At 68.2% G+C, this 17,950-nt stretch carries 15 protein-coding genes and 1 pseudogene; 10 read left to right on the forward strand and 6 right to left on the reverse strand.

The window, feature by feature from the left end:
* Nucleotides 1-45 precede the first annotated feature (45 nt).
* Nucleotides 46-849, forward strand: a pseudogene (locus tag OG736_RS17485) (DUF817 domain-containing protein); the annotation flags it as partial.
* Between the two features lie 45 nt (nucleotides 850-894).
* On the opposite strand, the gene OG736_RS17490 reads toward OG736_RS17485, so the two are convergent.
* Nucleotides 895-1,731 (reverse strand): class E sortase, encoded by an 837-nt coding sequence (locus OG736_RS17490; RefSeq protein WP_442817046.1) that lies wholly within the window; start codon nucleotides 1,729-1,731, stop codon nucleotides 895-897.
* Nucleotides 1,732-2,081: 350 nt separating this feature from the next.
* On the opposite strand from OG736_RS17490, the gene OG736_RS17495 reads away from it, so the two are divergent.
* The gene (locus tag OG736_RS17495; protein ID WP_327183279.1) at nucleotides 2,082-3,557 is read left to right on the forward strand and encodes a glycoside hydrolase; all 1,476 of its coding nucleotides are present in this window, start codon (nucleotides 2,082-2,084) and stop codon (nucleotides 3,555-3,557) included.
* A 76-nt stretch (nucleotides 3,558-3,633) separates the two neighbouring features.
* Complete coding sequence (locus OG736_RS17500; RefSeq protein ID WP_327183280.1) at nucleotides 3,634-4,656, forward strand: SEC-C metal-binding domain-containing protein; 1,023 nt, start codon at nucleotides 3,634-3,636, stop codon at nucleotides 4,654-4,656.
* Between the two features lie 193 nt (nucleotides 4,657-4,849).
* Here the strand turns inward: OG736_RS17500 and OG736_RS17505 are convergent, their stop codons facing one another.
* Nucleotides 4,850-6,013, reverse strand: a complete 1,164-nt coding sequence (locus OG736_RS17505; RefSeq protein ID WP_327183281.1) for an MrcB family domain-containing protein — start codon at nucleotides 6,011-6,013, stop codon at nucleotides 4,850-4,852.
* 101 nt (nucleotides 6,014-6,114) lie between these two features.
* Between OG736_RS17505 and OG736_RS17510 the strand changes: the two genes are divergently transcribed.
* On the forward strand, nucleotides 6,115-9,282 hold the full coding sequence (locus tag OG736_RS17510; RefSeq protein WP_327183282.1) for a DEAD/DEAH box helicase: 3,168 nt from the start codon (nucleotides 6,115-6,117) through the stop codon (nucleotides 9,280-9,282).
* Nucleotides 9,283-9,286: 4 nt separating this feature from the next.
* On the opposite strand, the gene OG736_RS17515 is transcribed toward OG736_RS17510, so the two are convergent.
* The gene (locus OG736_RS17515; protein ID WP_327183283.1) at nucleotides 9,287-9,949 is read right to left on the reverse strand and encodes an ATP-binding protein; all 663 of its coding nucleotides are present in this window, start codon (nucleotides 9,947-9,949) and stop codon (nucleotides 9,287-9,289) included.
* A gap of 197 nt (nucleotides 9,950-10,146) precedes the next feature.
* Between OG736_RS17515 and OG736_RS17520 the strand changes: the two genes are divergently transcribed.
* A complete protein-coding gene (locus tag OG736_RS17520) occupies nucleotides 10,147-10,995 on the forward strand; it encodes a helix-turn-helix domain-containing protein (RefSeq protein WP_327183284.1) in 849 nt (282 codons plus the stop codon).
* On the forward strand, nucleotides 10,992-11,204 hold the full coding sequence (locus OG736_RS17525; protein WP_327183285.1) for a DUF397 domain-containing protein: 213 nt from the start codon (nucleotides 10,992-10,994) through the stop codon (nucleotides 11,202-11,204). Before OG736_RS17520 ends, OG736_RS17525 begins: the two co-directional genes overlap by 4 nt.
* A gap of 316 nt (nucleotides 11,205-11,520) precedes the next feature.
* On the opposite strand, the gene OG736_RS17530 is transcribed toward OG736_RS17525, so the two are convergent.
* Nucleotides 11,521-12,465, reverse strand: coding sequence for a helix-turn-helix transcriptional regulator (locus OG736_RS17530; RefSeq protein WP_327183286.1), 945 nt, complete (start codon nucleotides 12,463-12,465; stop codon nucleotides 11,521-11,523).
* Between the two features lie 102 nt (nucleotides 12,466-12,567).
* Between OG736_RS17530 and OG736_RS17535 the strand changes: the two genes are divergently transcribed.
* The 4 genes from OG736_RS17535 (at nucleotide 12,568) to OG736_RS17550 (ending at nucleotide 15,656) form a co-directional block, all read left to right on the forward strand.
* Nucleotides 12,568-13,290, forward strand: a complete 723-nt coding sequence (locus tag OG736_RS17535) for an SDR family NAD(P)-dependent oxidoreductase (protein ID WP_327183287.1) — start codon at nucleotides 12,568-12,570, stop codon at nucleotides 13,288-13,290.
* Nucleotides 13,291-13,440: 150 nt separating this feature from the next.
* Nucleotides 13,441-14,109 carry an RNA polymerase sigma factor gene (locus tag OG736_RS17540; RefSeq protein ID WP_327187630.1) on the forward strand — a complete coding sequence of 223 codons (669 nt, stop codon included), beginning with the start codon at nucleotides 13,441-13,443 and terminating at the stop codon, nucleotides 14,107-14,109.
* Nucleotides 14,106-15,221 (forward strand): CU044_5270 family protein, encoded by a 1,116-nt coding sequence (locus OG736_RS17545; protein ID WP_327183288.1) that lies wholly within the window; start codon nucleotides 14,106-14,108, stop codon nucleotides 15,219-15,221. Before OG736_RS17540 ends, OG736_RS17545 begins: the two co-directional genes overlap by 4 nt.
* A gap of 132 nt (nucleotides 15,222-15,353) precedes the next feature.
* Nucleotides 15,354-15,656, forward strand: a complete 303-nt coding sequence (locus tag OG736_RS17550; protein WP_327183289.1) for a hypothetical protein — start codon at nucleotides 15,354-15,356, stop codon at nucleotides 15,654-15,656.
* A 98-nt stretch (nucleotides 15,657-15,754) separates the two neighbouring features.
* On the opposite strand, the gene OG736_RS17555 is transcribed toward OG736_RS17550, so the two are convergent.
* Together OG736_RS17555 and OG736_RS17560 are read right to left on the reverse strand one after the other, a co-directional pair.
* Nucleotides 15,755-16,738, reverse strand: coding sequence for a hypothetical protein (locus OG736_RS17555; RefSeq protein WP_327183290.1), 984 nt, complete (start codon nucleotides 16,736-16,738; stop codon nucleotides 15,755-15,757).
* A gap of 94 nt (nucleotides 16,739-16,832) precedes the next feature.
* The gene (locus OG736_RS17560; RefSeq protein ID WP_327183291.1) at nucleotides 16,833-17,795 is read right to left on the reverse strand and encodes a GlxA family transcriptional regulator; all 963 of its coding nucleotides are present in this window, start codon (nucleotides 17,793-17,795) and stop codon (nucleotides 16,833-16,835) included.
* Between the last annotated feature and the right edge of the window lie 155 nt (nucleotides 17,796-17,950).

A 17,950-nucleotide genomic window follows, 5' to 3' on the forward strand; every position in this document is an offset into this window, starting at 1 on the left:
ACGCGCCGCGCAACCGCCGCCCCCGCCGGAGCGCTCTACATGACCATGCACAAGACGACCACGCACGGAGTGACGACGGACGCGGCGACCGCACACGGAGTGACGACGGACGCGGCGACCGCACACGGGATCAGGCAGCGTGCAGAAACGTTCGCCCGGCAGCTGGTGCGCTTCGGCCTGCTCCAGGCGCGCTGCTGCGCGTTCGCGGTCGCGCTGCTCGGCGGCATGGCCGTCTCGACACTGCTCCCGTCCCTGCCGGTGACCCGCTACGACCTGCTGCTCGCCTACGGTGTGCTGCTGACCGCCGTGGGATTCCTGCTCGGCTGGGAGACCCGGCGGGAGGTCGCGGTCGTCGCCGCCTGCCATGTGCTGGGGCTCGCCTTCGAGATGGTCAAGGTGCGGGTGGGGTCGTGGAGTTACCCCGAGCCGGGACTCGCGAAGCTCGCCGGGGTGCCGCTGTACGGAGGCTTCATGTACGCGGCCGTCGGCAGCTACGTCTGCCGGGCCCGGCGACTGCTCGACCTGGCCGTCACCGGCTACCGCGCCCGCGCCACCGCCGCGCTGGCCGTGTTGCTGTACCTCAACTTCCTGACACATCACTGGCTGCCGGACCTGCGTCTGCCCCTCGGCGCCCTGCTGCTGGCCGCGACCACGGGGACCTGGGTGCACTACACGGTCGTCGAGCACCGGCACCGGATGCCGCTCGCGGTGGGCTTCGCGCTGATCGGCTTCTTCCTCTGGCTGGCGGAGAACATCGCCACGTACCTCGGGGCCTGGAGATACCCGTACCAGCTCCACGGCTGGGAACCCGTTTCCGTGTCCAAGTGGGTCTCCTGGGCCCTGCTGATCAGCGTCACCTTCGTCATCTGCGGGACCGGGCGGAGCGTCGACGCGCTAGCCCCGGGGCTGGGTCGCGACGAGCCTGCCCCAGACGACCAGGCGGTACCGGGAGGTGTACTCGGGCGTGCAGGTGGTGAGGGTGAGGTAGCGGCCGGGGGCGTCGTAGCCGTAGGCGGGCTCGGTGAGGGAACGGGGGACGGGCCGGATGACGCCCGAGTCGCGGGGTGAGGTCTGCGGCAGGATCTTGTCGACGAGGTAGGTGTAGGTCGCGTTCCGGGTCGCCACCTCCACCTTGTCGCCCTTCCGGAGGCGGTTGAGATACCGGAAGGGCTCGCCGTGGGTGTTGCGGTGTCCGGCGACCGCGAAGTTGCCCTCCTGGCCCGGCTGTTCGGTGCCGGAGTAGTGGCCGACGTACCCCTTGTTCAGCACGTTCTGCTTGCTGGTGCCCTCGGCGACGGGGACGCGGAGACCGAGCCGCGGGATGCGGAGCACGGCGTAGGCCTGGGAGGAGCGCGGTTCGACGGAGGACGCGTTCGTCCCGCCCTGCCCGGTGCCGCCGTCGGATGCCGAGGGCGCGTCCCGGGCCTCGTCCCCGGTGGCGGGGCCGGTCCCGGGTTCGCCGCCGGTACCGGCGGGATCACCGCCGCCCGTGACGGCCCCCCACTCCCGCTCCAGCGCCTCCACCCTCCGCTCGGCGCCGTCCTTCGCCTCCCGGTTGGTCCACCACAGCTGATGCGCGACGAGGAGCAGCACCAACACCCCTACGGTGACGAGGACTTCGGCACCGCTCCAGAGCACCCGCCGGTAGCGGGCGCGCCGCCGCCGGGTGCTGTGCTGCACGAGGGGGATCCGCTGCCCGAGGAAACTCCGCTGTACGAGGGGAATCCGCACGCGGGCACGATAAGGGGAGGGAGACGAGGTCTCCAGACCGTTGAGCCTGTTCGCCCCCTCGAACCCTTCCCCGCCCTTTCTCCACAGGTTTGAGAAAGGGCTGTCAGAACTCTCGACAACACCACGGACCGCACCCGATGCTTCGTGACGCACTGAGCACTGAGCACTGACGTGCAGACGTGCAGACGTGCCGAGCATTGCCGTACGTACCAACGCACTGACGCACTGACGCACTGACGCACTGACGCACGCAACGGTGCACTGCCGCAGAGACACCAGTGCACCGACGCACCCGACGACGCCGGTTGGGACGACCGGCGGTCGATCGCTGTCATCGAAGCGGAGAAGTCATGATCCGACGCAGGACACTGCTGGCGGCCACGGGCGGCGCGCTCTTCGGAAGCGCCCTCGCTACGGGCACCGCCCACGCCGACGCGACGATTTCCGTCAACCCGTCGACGACGTACGGAACCTGGGAGGGCTGGGGCACCTCCCTCGCCTGGTGGGCGAACGTCTTCGGCGCCCGGGACGACTTCGCCGACATCTTCTTCACGACCAAGTCGGTGTCCTACAACGGCAGGACACTCCCCGGTCTCGGCCTCAACATCGCCCGCTACAACCTGGGCGCGTGCAGCTGGAACACGGTCGGCGGCTCGAGCATGGTGGCCTCCGCCAACATCCCCGCGTTCAAGCAGATCGAGGGCTACTGGCAGGACTGGAACAACGAGGACCCCACCTCCTCGGCCTGGGACTGGACGGCGGACGCGGCCCAGCGCGCGATGCTCCAGAAGGCGGTGTCGCGCGGCGCGACGACCGAGCTCTTCGCCAACTCCCCCATGTGGTGGATGTGCTCGAACCACAACCCCTCCGGCGCCACGGGCGGCGGCAACAACCTCCAGACCTGGAACTACCGACAGCACGCCTCCCACCTGGCGGCGGTCGCGCTGTACGCGAAGTCGAACTGGGGCGTGAACTTCGCGACGGTCGACCCCTTCAACGAGCCGTCGTCGTCCTGGTGGACCGCGACCGGCACGCAGGAGGGCTGCCACATGGACGCGACCGTCCAGTCGGCCGTACTCCCCTACATGCGCAGCGAGTTGGACAAACGCGGCCTGACCGCGACGAAGATCTCGGCGTCGGACGAGACGAGCTACGACCTCGCCCGCACGACGTGGAACTCCTTCTCGTCGACGACGAAGGGGTACGTGAACCGGGTCAACGTGCACGGCTACCAGGGCTCGGGCGGCCGCCGCGACCTGCTCTACACCGACGTGGTGACCACGGCCGGCAAGGCGTTGTGGAACTCGGAAACGGGCGACAACGACGGCACCGGTCTGTCGATGGCGAGCAACCTGCTCTACGACTTCCGCTGGCTGCACCCGACGGCCTGGGTCTACTGGCAGGTCATGGACCCGTCGACGAACTGGGCGATGATCGCGTACGACGCGAGCACCCTGGCGGCGGGCGCGGTCACCACGAAGTACTACGTGATGGCCCAGTTCAGCCGGCACATCCGCCCCGGCATGACGATCCTCGACACGGGCGTGAGCTACGCGGCGGCGGCGATCGACAAGACGGCGAAGCGGCTGGTGATCGTGGCCGCGAACACCTCCACCTCGGCCCAGACCCTGACCTTCGACCTCTCCCGCTTCACGACGGTGACGGGCGGCTCGTCGGGCCTGGTCCCCCGCTGGAACACCGTGACCAGCGGGTCGGGCGACCTCTACACGGCCCGCTCGGACACCTACCTGAGCGGCAAGACGATCAGCGTGCCGTTCGCGGCGGGCGCGGTGCAGACGCTTCAGGTGGACGGGGTGACGATCTAGGGAGCGCGAGCCGGAGGTCGGCCCCTGGCCTGCACCTATCTCCTTTTTGTCAGCGGCGGGCAGTACGGTGTCGTGCATGCGCCCCGACACGCCTGCCGAGAACGTCGACCACACCGCCGAAGCGGCACGCCTGGAGCGGACCGCCGGTCTGTACCCCGAGGACGCGGAAGCCCTGCTGCTGCAGGCCGCGGCCCACCTGGAGCTGGCCGGCGACCGCCCCGCCGCGACGACCTTGTACGACCGTCTCCTGTCCTCCTCGGAGGGCCCGGAGAACCTGGAAGCCCCCCACCTGGTCCGCGCCCTGAAGGCCGCCAACCTGTGGGAGTACGGCCACGAGGCCGAGGCCCGAGCCATCATCGACGGCATCCGGGCCGCGGCCCCCCGCGACCCGGCCCCCTGGGTGATCGTCGCGGAGTCGCTGGAAGCCCACGACGAGCTGGAGGCGGCGCAGAAGACGTTCACGGAGGGGGCCACCCTGCTCCTGGCGGACGTGCCGGAACCCCCGCACGCCGCCCACCCGCTGCTCTTCGGCCGCCACCGGGTACGCCGGATGCTGGGCGCGGCGCACGACGAGTGGGACCTGCTGGCGGACACCCTCCACTCGCTGCCCGTCTCCCTGGACGAGCTCCACGACCCCAAGCGCGTCTGGTCCCTGGGCTCGGACAACCCGGCGGAACTGGAAGCGGAGATCTCCCGCCTCCGCGCGGAGCTCGGCGCGTACCGGGAGGAACTGTCCCGCCCGTTCCCGGTCGCCGTCCTCCACTGGCCGGCGAGCGAACTGGCGGAACTGGTCGCCGCGTACCCGTCCCTGGCGGAGGAGTACCCGTCACACGAGGAGCACCTGACCGGCATAGAGGCGTCCCTGACCGAACTGGCCGCCTCGGGCACGGCCAACCTCGGCATCGTCACCGGCACGGTTCCGTCCTACGAGGCCTTCGCAGCCTCGGAGGGCACATCCCCGGCCGACACGGACCTGCTGCCGCAGTACGCCACGACACTGGCGGCCCGGGGCCGGGCCGCGGGGTGGCCGCCGGAGCGGGGGGCTGGGTGTTGGTGCGGGTCGGGGCGGAGGTACCAGGAGTGCCACGGCACGGAGTAGCACCTGAGGGGCGACGGTGATCAACCAGGGTTGCCCTCGCCCTCCGCAGCCACTGCGCCTTCGGCCTACTCGGCTCCGAAGGCACGTGCGCGGAGGGCGAGGTCGTCCAGGCACCCCGGCGTGAGTGGGCGGCAGCGCATCGGACACGGTGAGGTATTCGGCAGGCCTGACCAAACCAGTCCGAGCGCTGGTCTCATGCCCCCGCTGTGAGATCCCAGGAAGCTGCCAAGGGCGATCCCGCCCAATCCTCATCGCCGGTGCGCCAGATCGAGGCAATGCCATGGTCTTCGAGGTACTGCGCGTAGTGCCCTACATCCTCAGTGAAGAGAGCGATGAGGTGGGGCTTCGGCTCGCCGAGCTTCTCGTGCCAGTAGTAGCTGTACTCCAGTAGTTGTCCGACAGCCTCGCGGACAGCCTTGGTCGCATTGCCCTTTTTCACGACCTTGCCCTCCACTAGCCACGCTCGATGGCCCTCCGCAAGAGGACGACGCAAGACCAAGTCTCTCGGGTACATGCCTTGTGTTATCGGCGTGTACCCGCATGTGATCACGTGCAGGCCGAAGTCCTTGATGAGCTCCTCGTGCCAGCGTTCCCGCCGGTGCGTGCCACCCTTGATGTGGACGTAGTAGTCGCTGCTGTCGTTTGGATGGAAGCCGTCCAGAGGGTCGGCAACAGGCCCATGCCCCTCATTCACGTACACGAAGGGCTCATCCGACTCTGGTCTCTGAAGCCAGATGCGCTGACTTGCCGCAGCGTCCCGGAGCAGCAGGGCCGCGACCTGCAGGTCTTCGGTCAAGACCTTCTCAGCAGGCAGGCTCGCGATCTCATAGCGCCGAGCTGCCACGCTCCCTGCTTCGTATGCGCGTGGTCGGTCTTGCTTCGAACCGAAGACCGGTACATACCTCCACTGCCGGGCCAACTCCGGCTGCATTCCCGCCCGAAGATGCTTCACTCGCCCCTGCAACTCACGCCGCAACTTGGCTGGCGTGTACTCCTCGGAGAGCTTGGTCACCCCCTGCTGCAACGTGAGCGTCACGGAGGTCAGCTGCGCATCGAAGATGTAAGCGAGGTATAGCCCCTCCTGTGGCTCCTTGTTGATCTCCGGGTCAAACACCCCGATCCACGGAGTGCTGGCCGCCGTGCCTTGACCACCATGTCCTGAGGCTACGAAGTCGACTGGCAGCGGGAGGTCGGTCAAGTCCTTCACCTCCCGAAGGAGGACCTGGGCAGGCACTTCGTTGGAGGTACCAAGCTTGGAGTCGTAAGTCTTCGCTATGCGTATGAGCAAGTCACGTAAAGGCACACGCAAAACGTAGCCCGATCCGATCAACATCTCCTCTAAATAGACAGCTTCCACGCGTGCTTCGTGATCAGATCTGACCGTTCCCGGGTCGTGTCAGTGCCTCCTGATACAACATCTGCATCACCCATCAGCATGCTCAACGGGGGTAGACACCCATGTCTCAGAGCCACCGCAACACGCCTGCCCCCTCCGGTGGACTGTACGAACAGCTCATCACGCTGCGCTTCGAGCAGCAGCTGAAGGAACTCGCCAGCCTCGGATGGCATCCCATGAGCGAAGCAGTGGGCCCTGAGTCGATGCCTCACGTCTTGGCTAGGCATGTCGCAGACATCGTCCGGCACGTCCTCCAAAACCTTCCGGCCGAGGAGCGCGTCTACGCCGCGAATCACATCTTGGAGTCCATCAGCACGCTGGAAGGCGCACAGGAGTGGGTGGACCTCGTAGCCGACGGCCCGCGGCAACTCCTCGCACTCACCCGGCAGGAGGCCCCGGGAGTATTTGCGGTGAGGCCAGGCATCCCACTCTCCGACACCGCGCTCATCACCAACTCCCCTGAGGATCCGAGCCTCGGCTTCGAGTTGCGTGCCGAACTCGCCACCGCTGACCGTGTCGACCTACTCTGCGCCTTCGTCAAGTGGCATGGCTTGCGTATCCTCGAGCAGTCACTGAGGGCCGCACGCGAACGAGACGTGCCGATACGGGTCATCACGACCACCTACATCGGCGCAACCGAGCGACGTGCTCTGGATCGGTTGGTAGAGGACTTCAGCGCCGAGGTCAAAGTCAATTACGAAACGCGATCAACGCGACTCCATGCCAAGGCTTGGCTGTTCCGGCGCAAAAGCGGCTATGACACGGCCTATGTCGGCAGCTCCAACCTGTCGAAGGCCGCACTGCTCGACGGCCTGGAGTGGAATGTACGGCTGTCGTCTATCGCCACACCTGACGTACTGCGCAAATTCGAGGCCACCTTTGAGGCCTACTGGAGTGATCCGTCTTTCGAGTCATACGACCCTCAAGCTGACGGTGGCCGTCTCCAAGAGGCGTTGGCGACCGCAGGCGGCACATCTTCGACCGTCAACGCCAACCGCGGAATCACACTGTCTGGCCTTGAAGTACGGCCGTATCCGCACCAGCGCGACATGTTGGAGCGACTAGAAGTCGAGCGCCAGGTGCATGGTAGGCGCCGAAATCTCCTCGTAGCAGCTACCGGTACAGGCAAGACGGTCATGGCTGCGCTCGACTACAAGCAACTCCGCAAGAAGCACGGTGGTCGTGACCTGCGTCTGCTGTTTGTCGCTCACCGCAAAGAGATCCTTCAGCAGTCTCTTCGCACATACCAGGACGTCCTGGTAGACCCCAACTTTGGCGAGTCCTTCCACAGCGGCGAGCTCCCGGAACGTTGGAATCATGTGTTCGCTAGCGTGCAGTCACTGAACGCGCGGGCTCTCGATCGCCTCTCTCCTGATCACTTCGATGTCATCGTGATCGATGAGTTCCATCACGGGACCTCGCCGACATATCGAAAAATCCTCGATCACTTCGAGCCACTGGAGCTTCTGGGTCTCACCGCGACACCGGAGCGCATGGATGGCAAGAACATCCAGGACGAGTTCTTCGAGGGGCGTATCGCTGCCGAAATGCGACTATGGGAGGCACTCGAGAACGATCTACTCAGCCCCTTCCATTACTTCGGGATCAGCGACAACACCGACCTGAGCACAGTGGAGTGGAAGCGCGGGAAATACGACCCCAGCGCGTTGAGCAACAAGCTGTCGAGTGATGTAAGGCGCGCAGGACTTGTCGTAAAGGCTGTTAAAGAGAAGGTCGCCGATCCGGGCACTATGCGGGCACTGGGGTTCTGCGTATCGGTACTACACGCCAACTTCATGGCGGAATCCTTCCGCACAGCCGGCCTCAACGCCATCGCGCTGTCTGGCGAGACCCCCGTCGGCGAACGCAAGCAAGCGCTCGCCGACCTGAGGTCGGGGACGCTACAGGTGATCTTCTCGGTCGACCTCTTCAACGAAGGGCTCGACATCCCCGACGTAGACACGCTCCTCCTGCTACGCCCCACCTCCAGCGCCACCGTGTTCCTGCAACAGCTTGGCCGCGGTCTCCGTCGCACCGAGGACAAGGCAGTGCTCACGGTGCTCGACTTTATCGGGCAACACCGCAAGGAATTCCGCTTCGAGAACCAGTTCCGAGCACTCACGAACCTGACCCGCAAACGTCTCCTGGACAACATCGAGCACGACTTTCCTCAGCTACCGTCCGGCTGCCAGATCATCCTTGAGGAGAAGGCGAAGAAGACCATCATCGCCAATATCAAGGAACAAATGGGCGTCAATGTAACGGCCCTGGCCCGCGAAGTCTCTGACTATAGAGAGTCAGCACTGATTCGCTATCTGGAAGAGAGCGGTCGTGAGCTTAAGGAGATCTATCGGGGCAACGGCAACTCCTGGACTGGACTACTCCGCCGGTCGGGTCTACTCAAGGGAGAAGCGCCTGAAGGCGAAGCAGCCCTCCTCAAGCGTGTCTCTTCCTTCCTCCACGTGGATGACCCGCTGAGGGTGTCCGCCTACAGTCGCATGCTGGAAGACGACGCACCCTCCTACGACAAGCTCGACGAGCAAGGGCAGGCCTACGCCCGCATGCTCTTCTTCCAGCTGTGGCCACTCGGCGGCTTGACACGGAAGGGGTTCGCGCACTACGACGCCGGGTTCGCGACACTGCGCAAGCAATCAGCGGTGCGTTGCGAGCTGCGGCAAGTACTGGCATACAACCTTGCCCACACCGAACACGTACCAATCTCACTCTTGGGAGTTGGCGGCCCATCGGGGATCCCGCTGACCGTGCACGCTTCCTACACTCGCGAGGAGATCCTTCCGGCTCTTGGACAGTCGTTTATCGGCGGCTTCATGCCGGCGGACTTTCGCGAGGGGGTGAAGTGGTGCGAGTCGATCAAGACCGATGCCCTGCTGATCACCCTGGATAAGGACGAGAGAGACTTCTCACCACAGACCCGCTACCACGACTACGCGCTGAGTGAGACGCTTTTCCACTGGGAGTCCCAGAACCAGACATCAGAGACCTCTCCCACCGGCCTGCGCTATCAGAATCACGCTGCGGGTGGCAGCCACGTGCTGCTGTTCGTACGCCGATACAAGAACACGGACATCGGCAGTGCTCAGCCTTGGATGCTGCTGGGCCCTGCTAATTACGTGGAGCACGCGGGAGGCAAGCCGATGGCCATCACCTGGCGACTCAAGGAGCCAATCCCGGCTGACGTCTGGACATACTCAGCGATCGCAGCCGGGTGATGTGTCACGGCGACTCGTTCACGCCATCAAACTCTGCTTCGAAGCGCATCTGTGCTCGATCCAGGGCCTCATCCGCGTCACGGCCATGCGCTCGGAGCCAGCGCAGGAGGTCGGCAATGGCATCAACCACCATGGATTCCGCCACAGCCGCTCCAAGTAGACTTGACCCGTTGGCGCTCGAGCACGGTGCCATTTCGTACACGACAGACACCTTCTGGGCTCTCGCGACTCGAGGGCTCGCGCAGCGGCTGTCTGCTGCGCTCAGGCCAGTAACGAGCTCACACCACGTCACCTTATGGTCAGCATGTAGCTGAACGCCCCACCGGTCGGCGAGCGCGCCGACCATTGCCATACCTCGCCCACCCTCCGCGTCGACGTTCGCGTCGAGGAGGGTGGGCAACGCCCGTGTGTCGGGGTCGTGGACTTCGATGCGCAGGCGATCACCCCTCATCGACACCGCAAGCGTGGCCGGGGTTCCGGGGCCGACGTGGGTGATGACGTTGGACACGAGCTCGCTCATGCAGAGCTGGGCGTCGTCGACTACTTCCGGCAGGCCCCAGATGCCCAGATGCAGACGCATGATCCGGCGCAGGGCGGCCACCTCCGTCGGCTCGGCGGTGAAGGCAAGGTCCCACGGCTTGCGCGTCATGCATGCGTGCTGACCCATGAGAGGCCCTTTCGTCGCAGGTGAAACCCCACGGAGACACACAGCGTCACAGGGGATCACGATGAGTTTCGTTGCCTCAGAGTGCAGCCGGCGAATCCCTTCGTGCAATGTGCACGGCGAGAATCCCACTTCCGAGTGATTGGCAAGCGTGTCCCTTGGCCTGAGACTGAACGTCCGCTATCCAAAACGGGGTTGATATGGCCGGATCACCGACGGCACGCCGTCGTCGTCTCTCGATCGAGCTGAAGAAGCTCCGGGAGCAGTCGACTCTCACCTGCGCCCAGGTGGGCGCAGGCCTCGACTGGAGCGGTTCCAAGGTCAACCGCATGGAGACAGGCAACGGCCGCGTCCAGCCGTCCGACATCGACGCCCTCTGCCGCTTCTACGGCACCAGCGACGAACTGCGCGAGTTCCTCAAGTCACTCGCCCGGCAGGCGAAGATGCGCGGTTGGTGGCAGGTCCACGGGGCGGGCGTGCCGGAGTGGTTCAACATCTACATCGGTCTGGAGCAAGACGCTTCGACCTTCCGGCAGTACCAGTGCGAGTTGCTGCCTGGCCTCATGCAGACCCACGCGTACATCTCCGAGCTGCACAAGACCAGTGGGTACATGTCCGCCGAGGACATCGACAAGGCCGTACGGGTTCGCATGGAGCGTCAGGACATGCTGAGGCGGTCGGACGCTCCCGACGCCTGGTTCATCGTGAACGAGGGGGCGCTGCGCAATGTCATCGGGGACCGTGCGTTGATGCGCGAGCAGATCGAACGGGTTCTGGATGTCGCCCAGTTGCCCGCCGTCACGCTTCAGGTCCTCCCCTTCGACTCCGGCACCTACCCGGTGACCGGCTCATTCACCATGCTGGGCTTCCCCGCACCGGAAGACCCCGACATCGTCTACCGCGACGGAATCACCGATGCCGTCTACTTGGAGGGCGAGCATCATGTTCGTGAATACACCCGAGCGTTCGACGGTCTGCGAGCCGCGGCTCTGAGTCCCCATCGCTCGGCCCGGTTGATCGAGACGATCTTGAAGGGATACGCCACGTGAGTGTTGCTGTGACCAGCGAGAAGAGCCGTTCGGCGTGGTTCACGTCGTCGTACAGCAACGGGGCCGGAGGAGAGTGCGTCGAGTGCGCGCTGACGGATGACGGCGCGCTGGTGCGCGACTCGAAGAATGCGGGAGGGCCCGAGATCGCCGTACGAAGCGGCGCCTGGTTCTCCTTTCTGCGTGCCGTCAAGCGCGACGCCGAGGGCTGACGGCACCTGAGGCGACGCCGGTTGCCGGACTACTCTGCAGCTCCTCGATCGCCCGCGGTGTCAGAGCCCCGACATCCGCGCCGTAGACGGCCATGCGGAGCATCAAGGGCGATCCCCGACGGCCGGGTGAGCGATCACGAATCCTTGATGGCCGGCCGGTTCGCCATGCGGGCGGCAGGCGGTCGGGTCCGGCGTGTCAGTGGCAGCCCGTAGGGTGCGCGGAACGTCTCGAAGGGAGCCGGTGTCCCGGCCGGGGTGGGGCAAGGCCGGATCGAGGAGCTTCTGCGCTCCCACGAGACCTTTGTCGAGGACCTCTTCAGCGTCCTGCTGGACGAGTTGGGCTTTCCCCCGGCGCCCGACGCGTCGCCAGAGCCGTAGGAGACTTCGACGGCGACGTCCTTTCCATGGGGCCGGGTTCTCTCGGGTGCGGGTCGGCGGTGAACGGCTGAGGGCCCAACACCGCCAGGAGTTCCAGGCGTTCCGCGTCCTCCGTGTCCGGTTCGGCGGTGTAGATCATGATGCGGAGGTCGGTGCCGGCGACGGTGAGGACGTCGCAGTCCAGGGTGAGGGGGCCCACCTGGGGGTGGTCGATCGTCTTGCGGGAGGCCTCGTGGTGGCCCACGGCTCCGGAGTCCCAGAGTTCGGCGAAGCGGGCACTGTTCGCTCGGAGATCCGCGATGAGTTGACGCAGGCGCCGGTCCGCCGGGTAGCGGCTCGCCGCCGTGCGCAGGTCGGCGGTGACCGCGGCCTCCAGGGCCCGGCGGGACTCCGGGGTGTGGCGGACGCGGCCGCCCGGGCCGAGGAACGCGCGCCAGGCGCCGTTGCGATCGCGGCCGTGCCGTTCGCCCATGAGGGCCGTGTAGAGCGGATTGGTGAGGAGGAGCGTCCAGGACGCGTCCGAGACCGCCACCGGTGTGCCCGTCAGCCGGTCCAGCATTCGGTGGACGCTCGGCGCGATGTACGCCGGTACCGTGCCCCGGCCGGGCGGTACGAGGCCGGCGGTGTGGAACAGGTGCTCACGCTCGGCCGGGGAGACGCGCAGCGCCCGCCCGAGGGCCTCGACCACCTGCTCCGACGGGTTCTCCGCCCGGCCCTGTTCCAGGCGGGTGACGTAGTCGACCGAGATGCCCGCCAGCATCGCCAGTTCCTCGCGGCGCAGTCCGGGGGCGCGCCGGTGGCCGCCCGAGGGCAGCCCCGCCGCCTCCGGCGCGACCCGGTCCCGCCACCGTCGTACCGTACGTCCGAAGTCCGTGCTCGCCATGTCTCCACTGTGCACCGGCCCGTCCGGGTCTTCCTGGTACCGGCAGTCCCAGGAAGACGGGGCTCCTGGCTGCTCCCCCGCCGTCGGTCGCAGCCTGGAGCCATGACGACAACGAACAGGACCACGACACTCATCACCGGGGGCAACAAGGGGCTCGGGTTCGAGACCGCTCGTCGGCTCGTCGGCGCGGGGCACATCGTCTACGTCGGCAGCCGCGACGCCGAGCGCGGGCGGCGGGCCGCCGAACGGCTGGGCGCGCGATGGGTCCGGCTCGACGTCACCGACGACGACTCCGTCGAGGCCGCGGCCGAGGCCGTCGAGGCCGACGGCCGCCTGGACGTGCTGATCAACAACGCGGGCATCGAGAGCCGGAGCGCCGACAACGGCATCGTCGGTGCCGCGGAGGTGACCGCCGAGCACATGCGCCAGGTGTTCGAGACGAACGTCTTCGGCATCGTGCGGGTCACCCACGCGTTCCTGCCGTTGCTGCGGCGCTCCCCCGCGCCGGTCGTCGTCAACGTCGGCAGCGGTCTGGGATCCCTGAGCCGCGTCACCGACGCGGGCACCCCGGCGTACGCCTATCCGGGGGTCGCCTACCCGGCCTCGAAGACCGCGGTCAACATGATCACCGTGCAGTACGCGAAGGCGTTTCCGGCCATGCGGATCAACGCGGTGGAGCCCGGCTTCACCAAGACCGACCTCAACGGGAACACCGGCGTCCAGAGCGTCGAGGAGGGCGCCGAGATCATCGTCCGGATGGCGCGGGTGGGTCCCGACGGTCCGACCGGCGGGTATTTCGACACGGCAGGGACACTGCCCTGGTAGCGGCCGCCTTCCCCGGTTCGGAGGAGTGTGATCCACGGCACTGGAACTGACCCCGCGGGCCGGAGAGGTAGAGGTGTGAGTTCCCACGATGGCGATGACGATGGCGGCGGCGAGAGCCGTGACGGTCAGGGCCGTGACGACGACGGGCGTCTGCGGGCGCGGGTGCGGGGCGGGGAGCGGGCGGCGTTCGCCGAGCTCTACGAGTTGTACGCGGCGGCCGTGTACCACCACGCCCTCCGGCTGACCGGCGACTGGTCCGTCGCCGAGGAGGTCATGTCGGAGACGTTCCTCGCCGCCTGGCGGGGGCGCGGGGCCGTGGAGGTCCAGGGCGGGTCGTTGCGGCCCTGGCTGTTCGGGATCGCCACCAACAAGGCGCGCAACGCCGACCGCAGTCTTCGACGGCGGCTCGCCTTCCTCGCCCGGCGGGCCGAGGCCGGAGCCGGTGCCGGCGGTGATGACGCGGTCGGCGACTTCGCCGAGGACGTCGTCGGACGGATCGACGACGCCCGACGGCTCGCCGAAGTGCGGCGGGTGCTCGGGCGGTTGCGGCGCCACGAGCGGGAGGTCATCGCCCTGTGCGTGTGGGGCGGGCTCGACTACGCGCAGGCCGCGGAGGCGCTCGGCGTGCCCGTCGGAACCGTTCGGTCCCGGTTGTCCCGGGCTCGTGCCCGGCTTCGGGAGATCGTCGAGCGGGAGACACGGCAGTCCGGGCGTACGGAGCGACGTACAGAACGGCGTACGGAACCCCGCTCCCGTCGCGGAGAGGTAGAGAGTGAGACCGCGTTCGCGGTCCTGCCCATTCAGGAGGAAGCCCGATGAACGCCACTCCCGCCGGGTCCGAGCAGGAGGAGCGCGCGGAACTCGAGGAACTGCGGCGGCTGTTGCCGGCCGGTCCCGTCGAGCGGCAGGTGCTGCCTCCCGGGCGTCGCTCCCATCACAAGGACGTTCTGATGCAGCTCATCGACCGCGACCACGACCACGGGAGAAACAACGCCGATTCGGCGGTCCGGCCCCGCCCGCGGCTTCCGCGGCCCGCTCTCGTCGCCGGATCCGTAGCCGTCGCCGTCGCGCTGGCCGCCGGGCTCACCGTCGGGATCGGTGCGGGGCGGGGCGACGGTGGTGCGGCGGCCCGGCCCGGTGCGAGCAGTACGGCGGGCGGGGGCGGGAGCCGGGGCGCCGTCGTGACCCTCGACCGTATCGCCGCCGTCGCCCTGCGGACGGACGTCGAGCCCGTGGGCGACGGCCAGTTCGTGTACGTACGCAGCAGGGGCGCCGGGAACGAGGGCGTCTTCGACGGACCCGTCGATCTCGGGAAGATGCACGAGCGGCAGGTGTGGTTCTCGCAGCGGCAGGGGCCCGTGATCGACGTCGGGTTGATCCGCGAGTACGGGCAGGACTGGCCGATCGAGATCGGCGTGCCTGACGGTACGGATCCGAAGGACGCCGCGGTACCGGCCGGGCTCGACCGGCCCACCTATGCCTGGCTCGCCTCGCTGCCCACCGATCCCGACGCCCTGCTCAAGCTGCTCTACGCCGGCACCCGCGTCGAGCAGGGGGAGGACAAGGATCAGGAGGTCTTCGACCGGATCGGCGATCTCGTCGGGGAGCAGATCATGCCGTCCGCGACCGCTGCCGCGTTCTACAAGGCCACCGCCCGGATCCCCGGTGTGACCGAGGTGGCCGACGCGGTGGACGCCGTCGGCCGGCACGGCATCGCCATCGCCCGGGAGGACACCCGGCACGGCACCCGCACCGAGTGGATCTTCGACCCCGGCACCCTCGACTACCTCGGCGTACGCACCGTCTTCAGCCGGGACACCGAGCGGGCGAAGGCGGGGACGGTCTACAACACCAGCGCGGTGCTGGAGCGGGGCGTCGTGGACAAGAGCGGGCAGGAGCCGGGTGAGCGGCGTCGGGCCGGGCGAGGCTAGCCGACGCCCCACTCCGCCCTCGACGCTGCCCTGCGCTCCGCCCCGCACCCACCCCGCGCCCCGCGCCCGTTTCGCCTGCGCGTTAGCCTCGCGGCAGCAGACAGGGACGGACGAGAAGGCAGGCAGGCAGACATGGCGAAGGTTCCCAGTGCGGTGATCGCCGCGGGCGGGCTGGTCGGCGGGTACGGCGTGGCCAGGTGGACGAGGAAGCGGCCGCTGGGCGGGGCCGTCCTCGCCGTCGCGGGGGCCGCGGCCGCGCAGCAGTGGCGGCAGCAGGCGGGCGGGAAGGCGGCGGGGGCGCTGACCGTCGCGTACGTCGCCGCCTTCGCGGGGTCGCATCCGCTGGCGAAGAAGGTCGGCGCCTGGCCGTCGGTGTTCGGGGTGGCCGGCGCGGTCGCCCTCGCGTCGTGGGCGGTCGCCGACCGGAAGGGGTGACCGGCGATCGGTGACCGGAACGGGTGACGGCCATCGCGGACCGGAACGGGTGACCGGCGGTCGGCCGCCTCACCCGGCCACTGCCTCCGAAGCGAGCGCTACGAGGAGTGCGGCTGGTTCGGAGCGTACGACGGGTACTGCGGATCCGGCGCGTACGTCGGCTCGGGCGCGTACGTCGGATCCGGCCCGTACGTCGGCTCGGGCCCGTACGTCGGCTCGGGCGCGTGCGGCGGCGCGTGCGTCGGCGCGTGCGTGGACTCCGGTGCCCCGCCCCGTCCCAGCGCCGACCGCATCGTCACCCCGTACCGGAGCCTCAGGCGCCGTATCTCCCATGCCGACAGGGCCGTCACGGAGAGCGGGCCGCTCAGCAGGAAGGTGTAGAGGACCAGTGGTGGGGCGGCCACGTCGGGGCCGTCGAAGTAGCTCAGCACGAGCAGGGACCACACCAGGAAGGGCGAGATCAGCGCCGGCAGCAGTTCGTGGACGTCACCGACCCGGAAGCAGGAATTGAGCGCGAACACCGCGGCGGCCAGCGTGAAGAGCAGCACCACGGCCAGGCAGAGCGCGCCGATGAGCATCACGATCACGAACAGCAGAAAGGACCCGAGCCAGGCCAGGTTGCCCGCCGCCCGGATGTCCTCCCACGGGATGATCTCCGCCCGCAGCAGCTTCACACCGAGCAGGGTGCCACCGGCGCACACGGCCACGCCGAGCAGGATCACGCCGAGCGCGGTACCCGGGCCGGTGAGGCGCCGGGCGTAGACGCCACGGAGCGAGGGGCGCGCCATGCCGATGAAGACGCTCAGGGTGATCAGTCCGGCGACGAAGGCGATCCCGCAGCCGACGACCACGTCCATCACCTTGCCCAGCAGGATGTCCTCGCCGCTCTCGGCCAGCGGATAGGCGAACAGCATCCACACCGACGCCAGGACGCCGGCCCAGGTGCGACCGGACTGGAGCCGCTGCACGATCGGGTCCCCGACGCGGTCGGGACGGGACGCGGTCGCCATCGCGGCGGCGGCGGCGAGCGGGCTGGGCGCCGAACGCAGCGTGGCCGACAGACTTGAGCGACGGGTCTGCACTGTGACGTCTCCCCCGAGTACGTGACGGTGGTTCACGTGTTCGCACGTGCCACGGCGGGAACCTTATCCGATCTTCGGCCGCCCCCGCGGTCGGTCACGCCTCCGTGAGCCTCGACCTGAACGCCCGCCGATACCCCTGGGGGCTGGTGCCGACCACCTTGCGGAAGCGTTCGCGGAAGGCCGTCGGGGAACCGAAACCCGCCTGGGTGGCGATGCGTTCCACCGGGTACGCCGTCGACTCCAGCAGGTACTGCGCGCGCCGCACCCGCGCCCGGTGCAGCCAGCGCAGCGGTGTCGTGCCGGTCTGTTCGCGGAAGCGGCGGTTGAGGGTGCGGGTGCTCATGCCGGCCCGCCCGGCGATCTGCTCCAGGGTCACCTCCCGGCCGCAGTTGTCCTCCAGCCAGGCCAGCACGGGTTCGAGGGTCGCCCCGGCGGGCGCGGGTGGCAGGTCGTGGACGATGAACTGGGCCTGGCCGCCCTCCCGTTCGAGCGGCATGACCGACATCCGGGCCGCCTGCGCGGCGACCGCCGAACCGTAGTCGCCGCGGATCATGTGCAGGCACATGTCGAGGGCCGCGGCGGCGCCCGCCGAGGTGAGGAACTGGCCGTTGTCGACGTAGAGGACGTTCGGGTCGACCGTCACCTTCGGGTAGCGCTCGGCCAGCTCCCGCGCCGCGATCCAGTGCGTCGTCGCGCGCAGTCCGTCCAGCAGGCCCGTCGCGGCGAACAGGAACGCGCCGACGCAGACCGAGGCGATCCGGGTGCCGCCCGCCGCCGCGTCCCGCAGGGCCTCCGCGACGCCGATCGGCAGCTCGTCCGGCGGGTCCGCCACCCCCGGCAGGATGATCGTGTCCGCCTCGGCCAGCGCCTCGAGCCCGTACGGCGCCCGCACGGTGAACGCCCCCGCGCTCACCTCCCCGGTGGGGGACGGCGAGCAGACCCTGACCCGGTACGCCGGGCGCCCGTCGGGCAGCCGGGGCCAGCCGAAGGCGTCGATCGGGGCGGACAGGTCGAACGGGACGACCCCGTCCAGGACCAGTACGACAACGGTGTGCATGGCAAGAGCGTAGGTGTACGACGGATTACGGCCACTCCGGCCCCCCGGTTGCGGACAGCCGCCGACCACGGGCCCGGTAGCCGACCGGCCCCGGCTCGGCTCCCGGTAGCCCACCGGCCGCCGGCCCGGCCCCTGATCGCTGACGGCCACCGCCC

The sequence above is a fragment of the Streptomyces sp. NBC_01334 genome, from assembly GCF_035983595.1.
Lineage (GTDB): Bacteria > Actinomycetota > Actinomycetes > Streptomycetales > Streptomycetaceae > Streptomyces > Streptomyces coriariae.

Excerpts from the sequence above, each read along its gene's own strand:
- OG736_RS17560 (WP_327183291.1), bottom strand. The coding sequence starts at position 17,795 with ATGCACACCGTTGTCGTACTGGTCCTGGACGGGGTCGTCCCGTTCGAC.
- OG736_RS17500 (WP_327183280.1), top strand. The coding sequence starts at position 3,634 with ATGCGCCCCGACACGCCTGCCGAGAACGTCGACCACACCGCCGAAGCG.
- OG736_RS17535 (WP_327183287.1), top strand. The coding sequence starts at position 12,568 with ATGACGACAACGAACAGGACCACGACACTCATCACCGGGGGCAACAAG.
- OG736_RS17545 (WP_327183288.1), top strand. The coding sequence starts at position 14,106 with ATGAACGCCACTCCCGCCGGGTCCGAGCAGGAGGAGCGCGCGGAACTC.
- OG736_RS17530 (WP_327183286.1), bottom strand. The coding sequence starts at position 12,465 with ATGGCGAGCACGGACTTCGGACGTACGGTACGACGGTGGCGGGACCGG.
- OG736_RS17550 (WP_327183289.1), top strand. The coding sequence starts at position 15,354 with ATGGCGAAGGTTCCCAGTGCGGTGATCGCCGCGGGCGGGCTGGTCGGC.
- OG736_RS17515 (WP_327183283.1), bottom strand. The coding sequence starts at position 9,949 with ATGGGTCAGCACGCATGCATGACGCGCAAGCCGTGGGACCTTGCCTTC.
- OG736_RS17510 (WP_327183282.1), top strand. The coding sequence starts at position 6,115 with ATGTCTCAGAGCCACCGCAACACGCCTGCCCCCTCCGGTGGACTGTAC.
- OG736_RS17495 (WP_327183279.1), top strand. The coding sequence starts at position 2,082 with ATGATCCGACGCAGGACACTGCTGGCGGCCACGGGCGGCGCGCTCTTC.
- OG736_RS17520 (WP_327183284.1), top strand. The coding sequence starts at position 10,147 with ATGGCCGGATCACCGACGGCACGCCGTCGTCGTCTCTCGATCGAGCTG.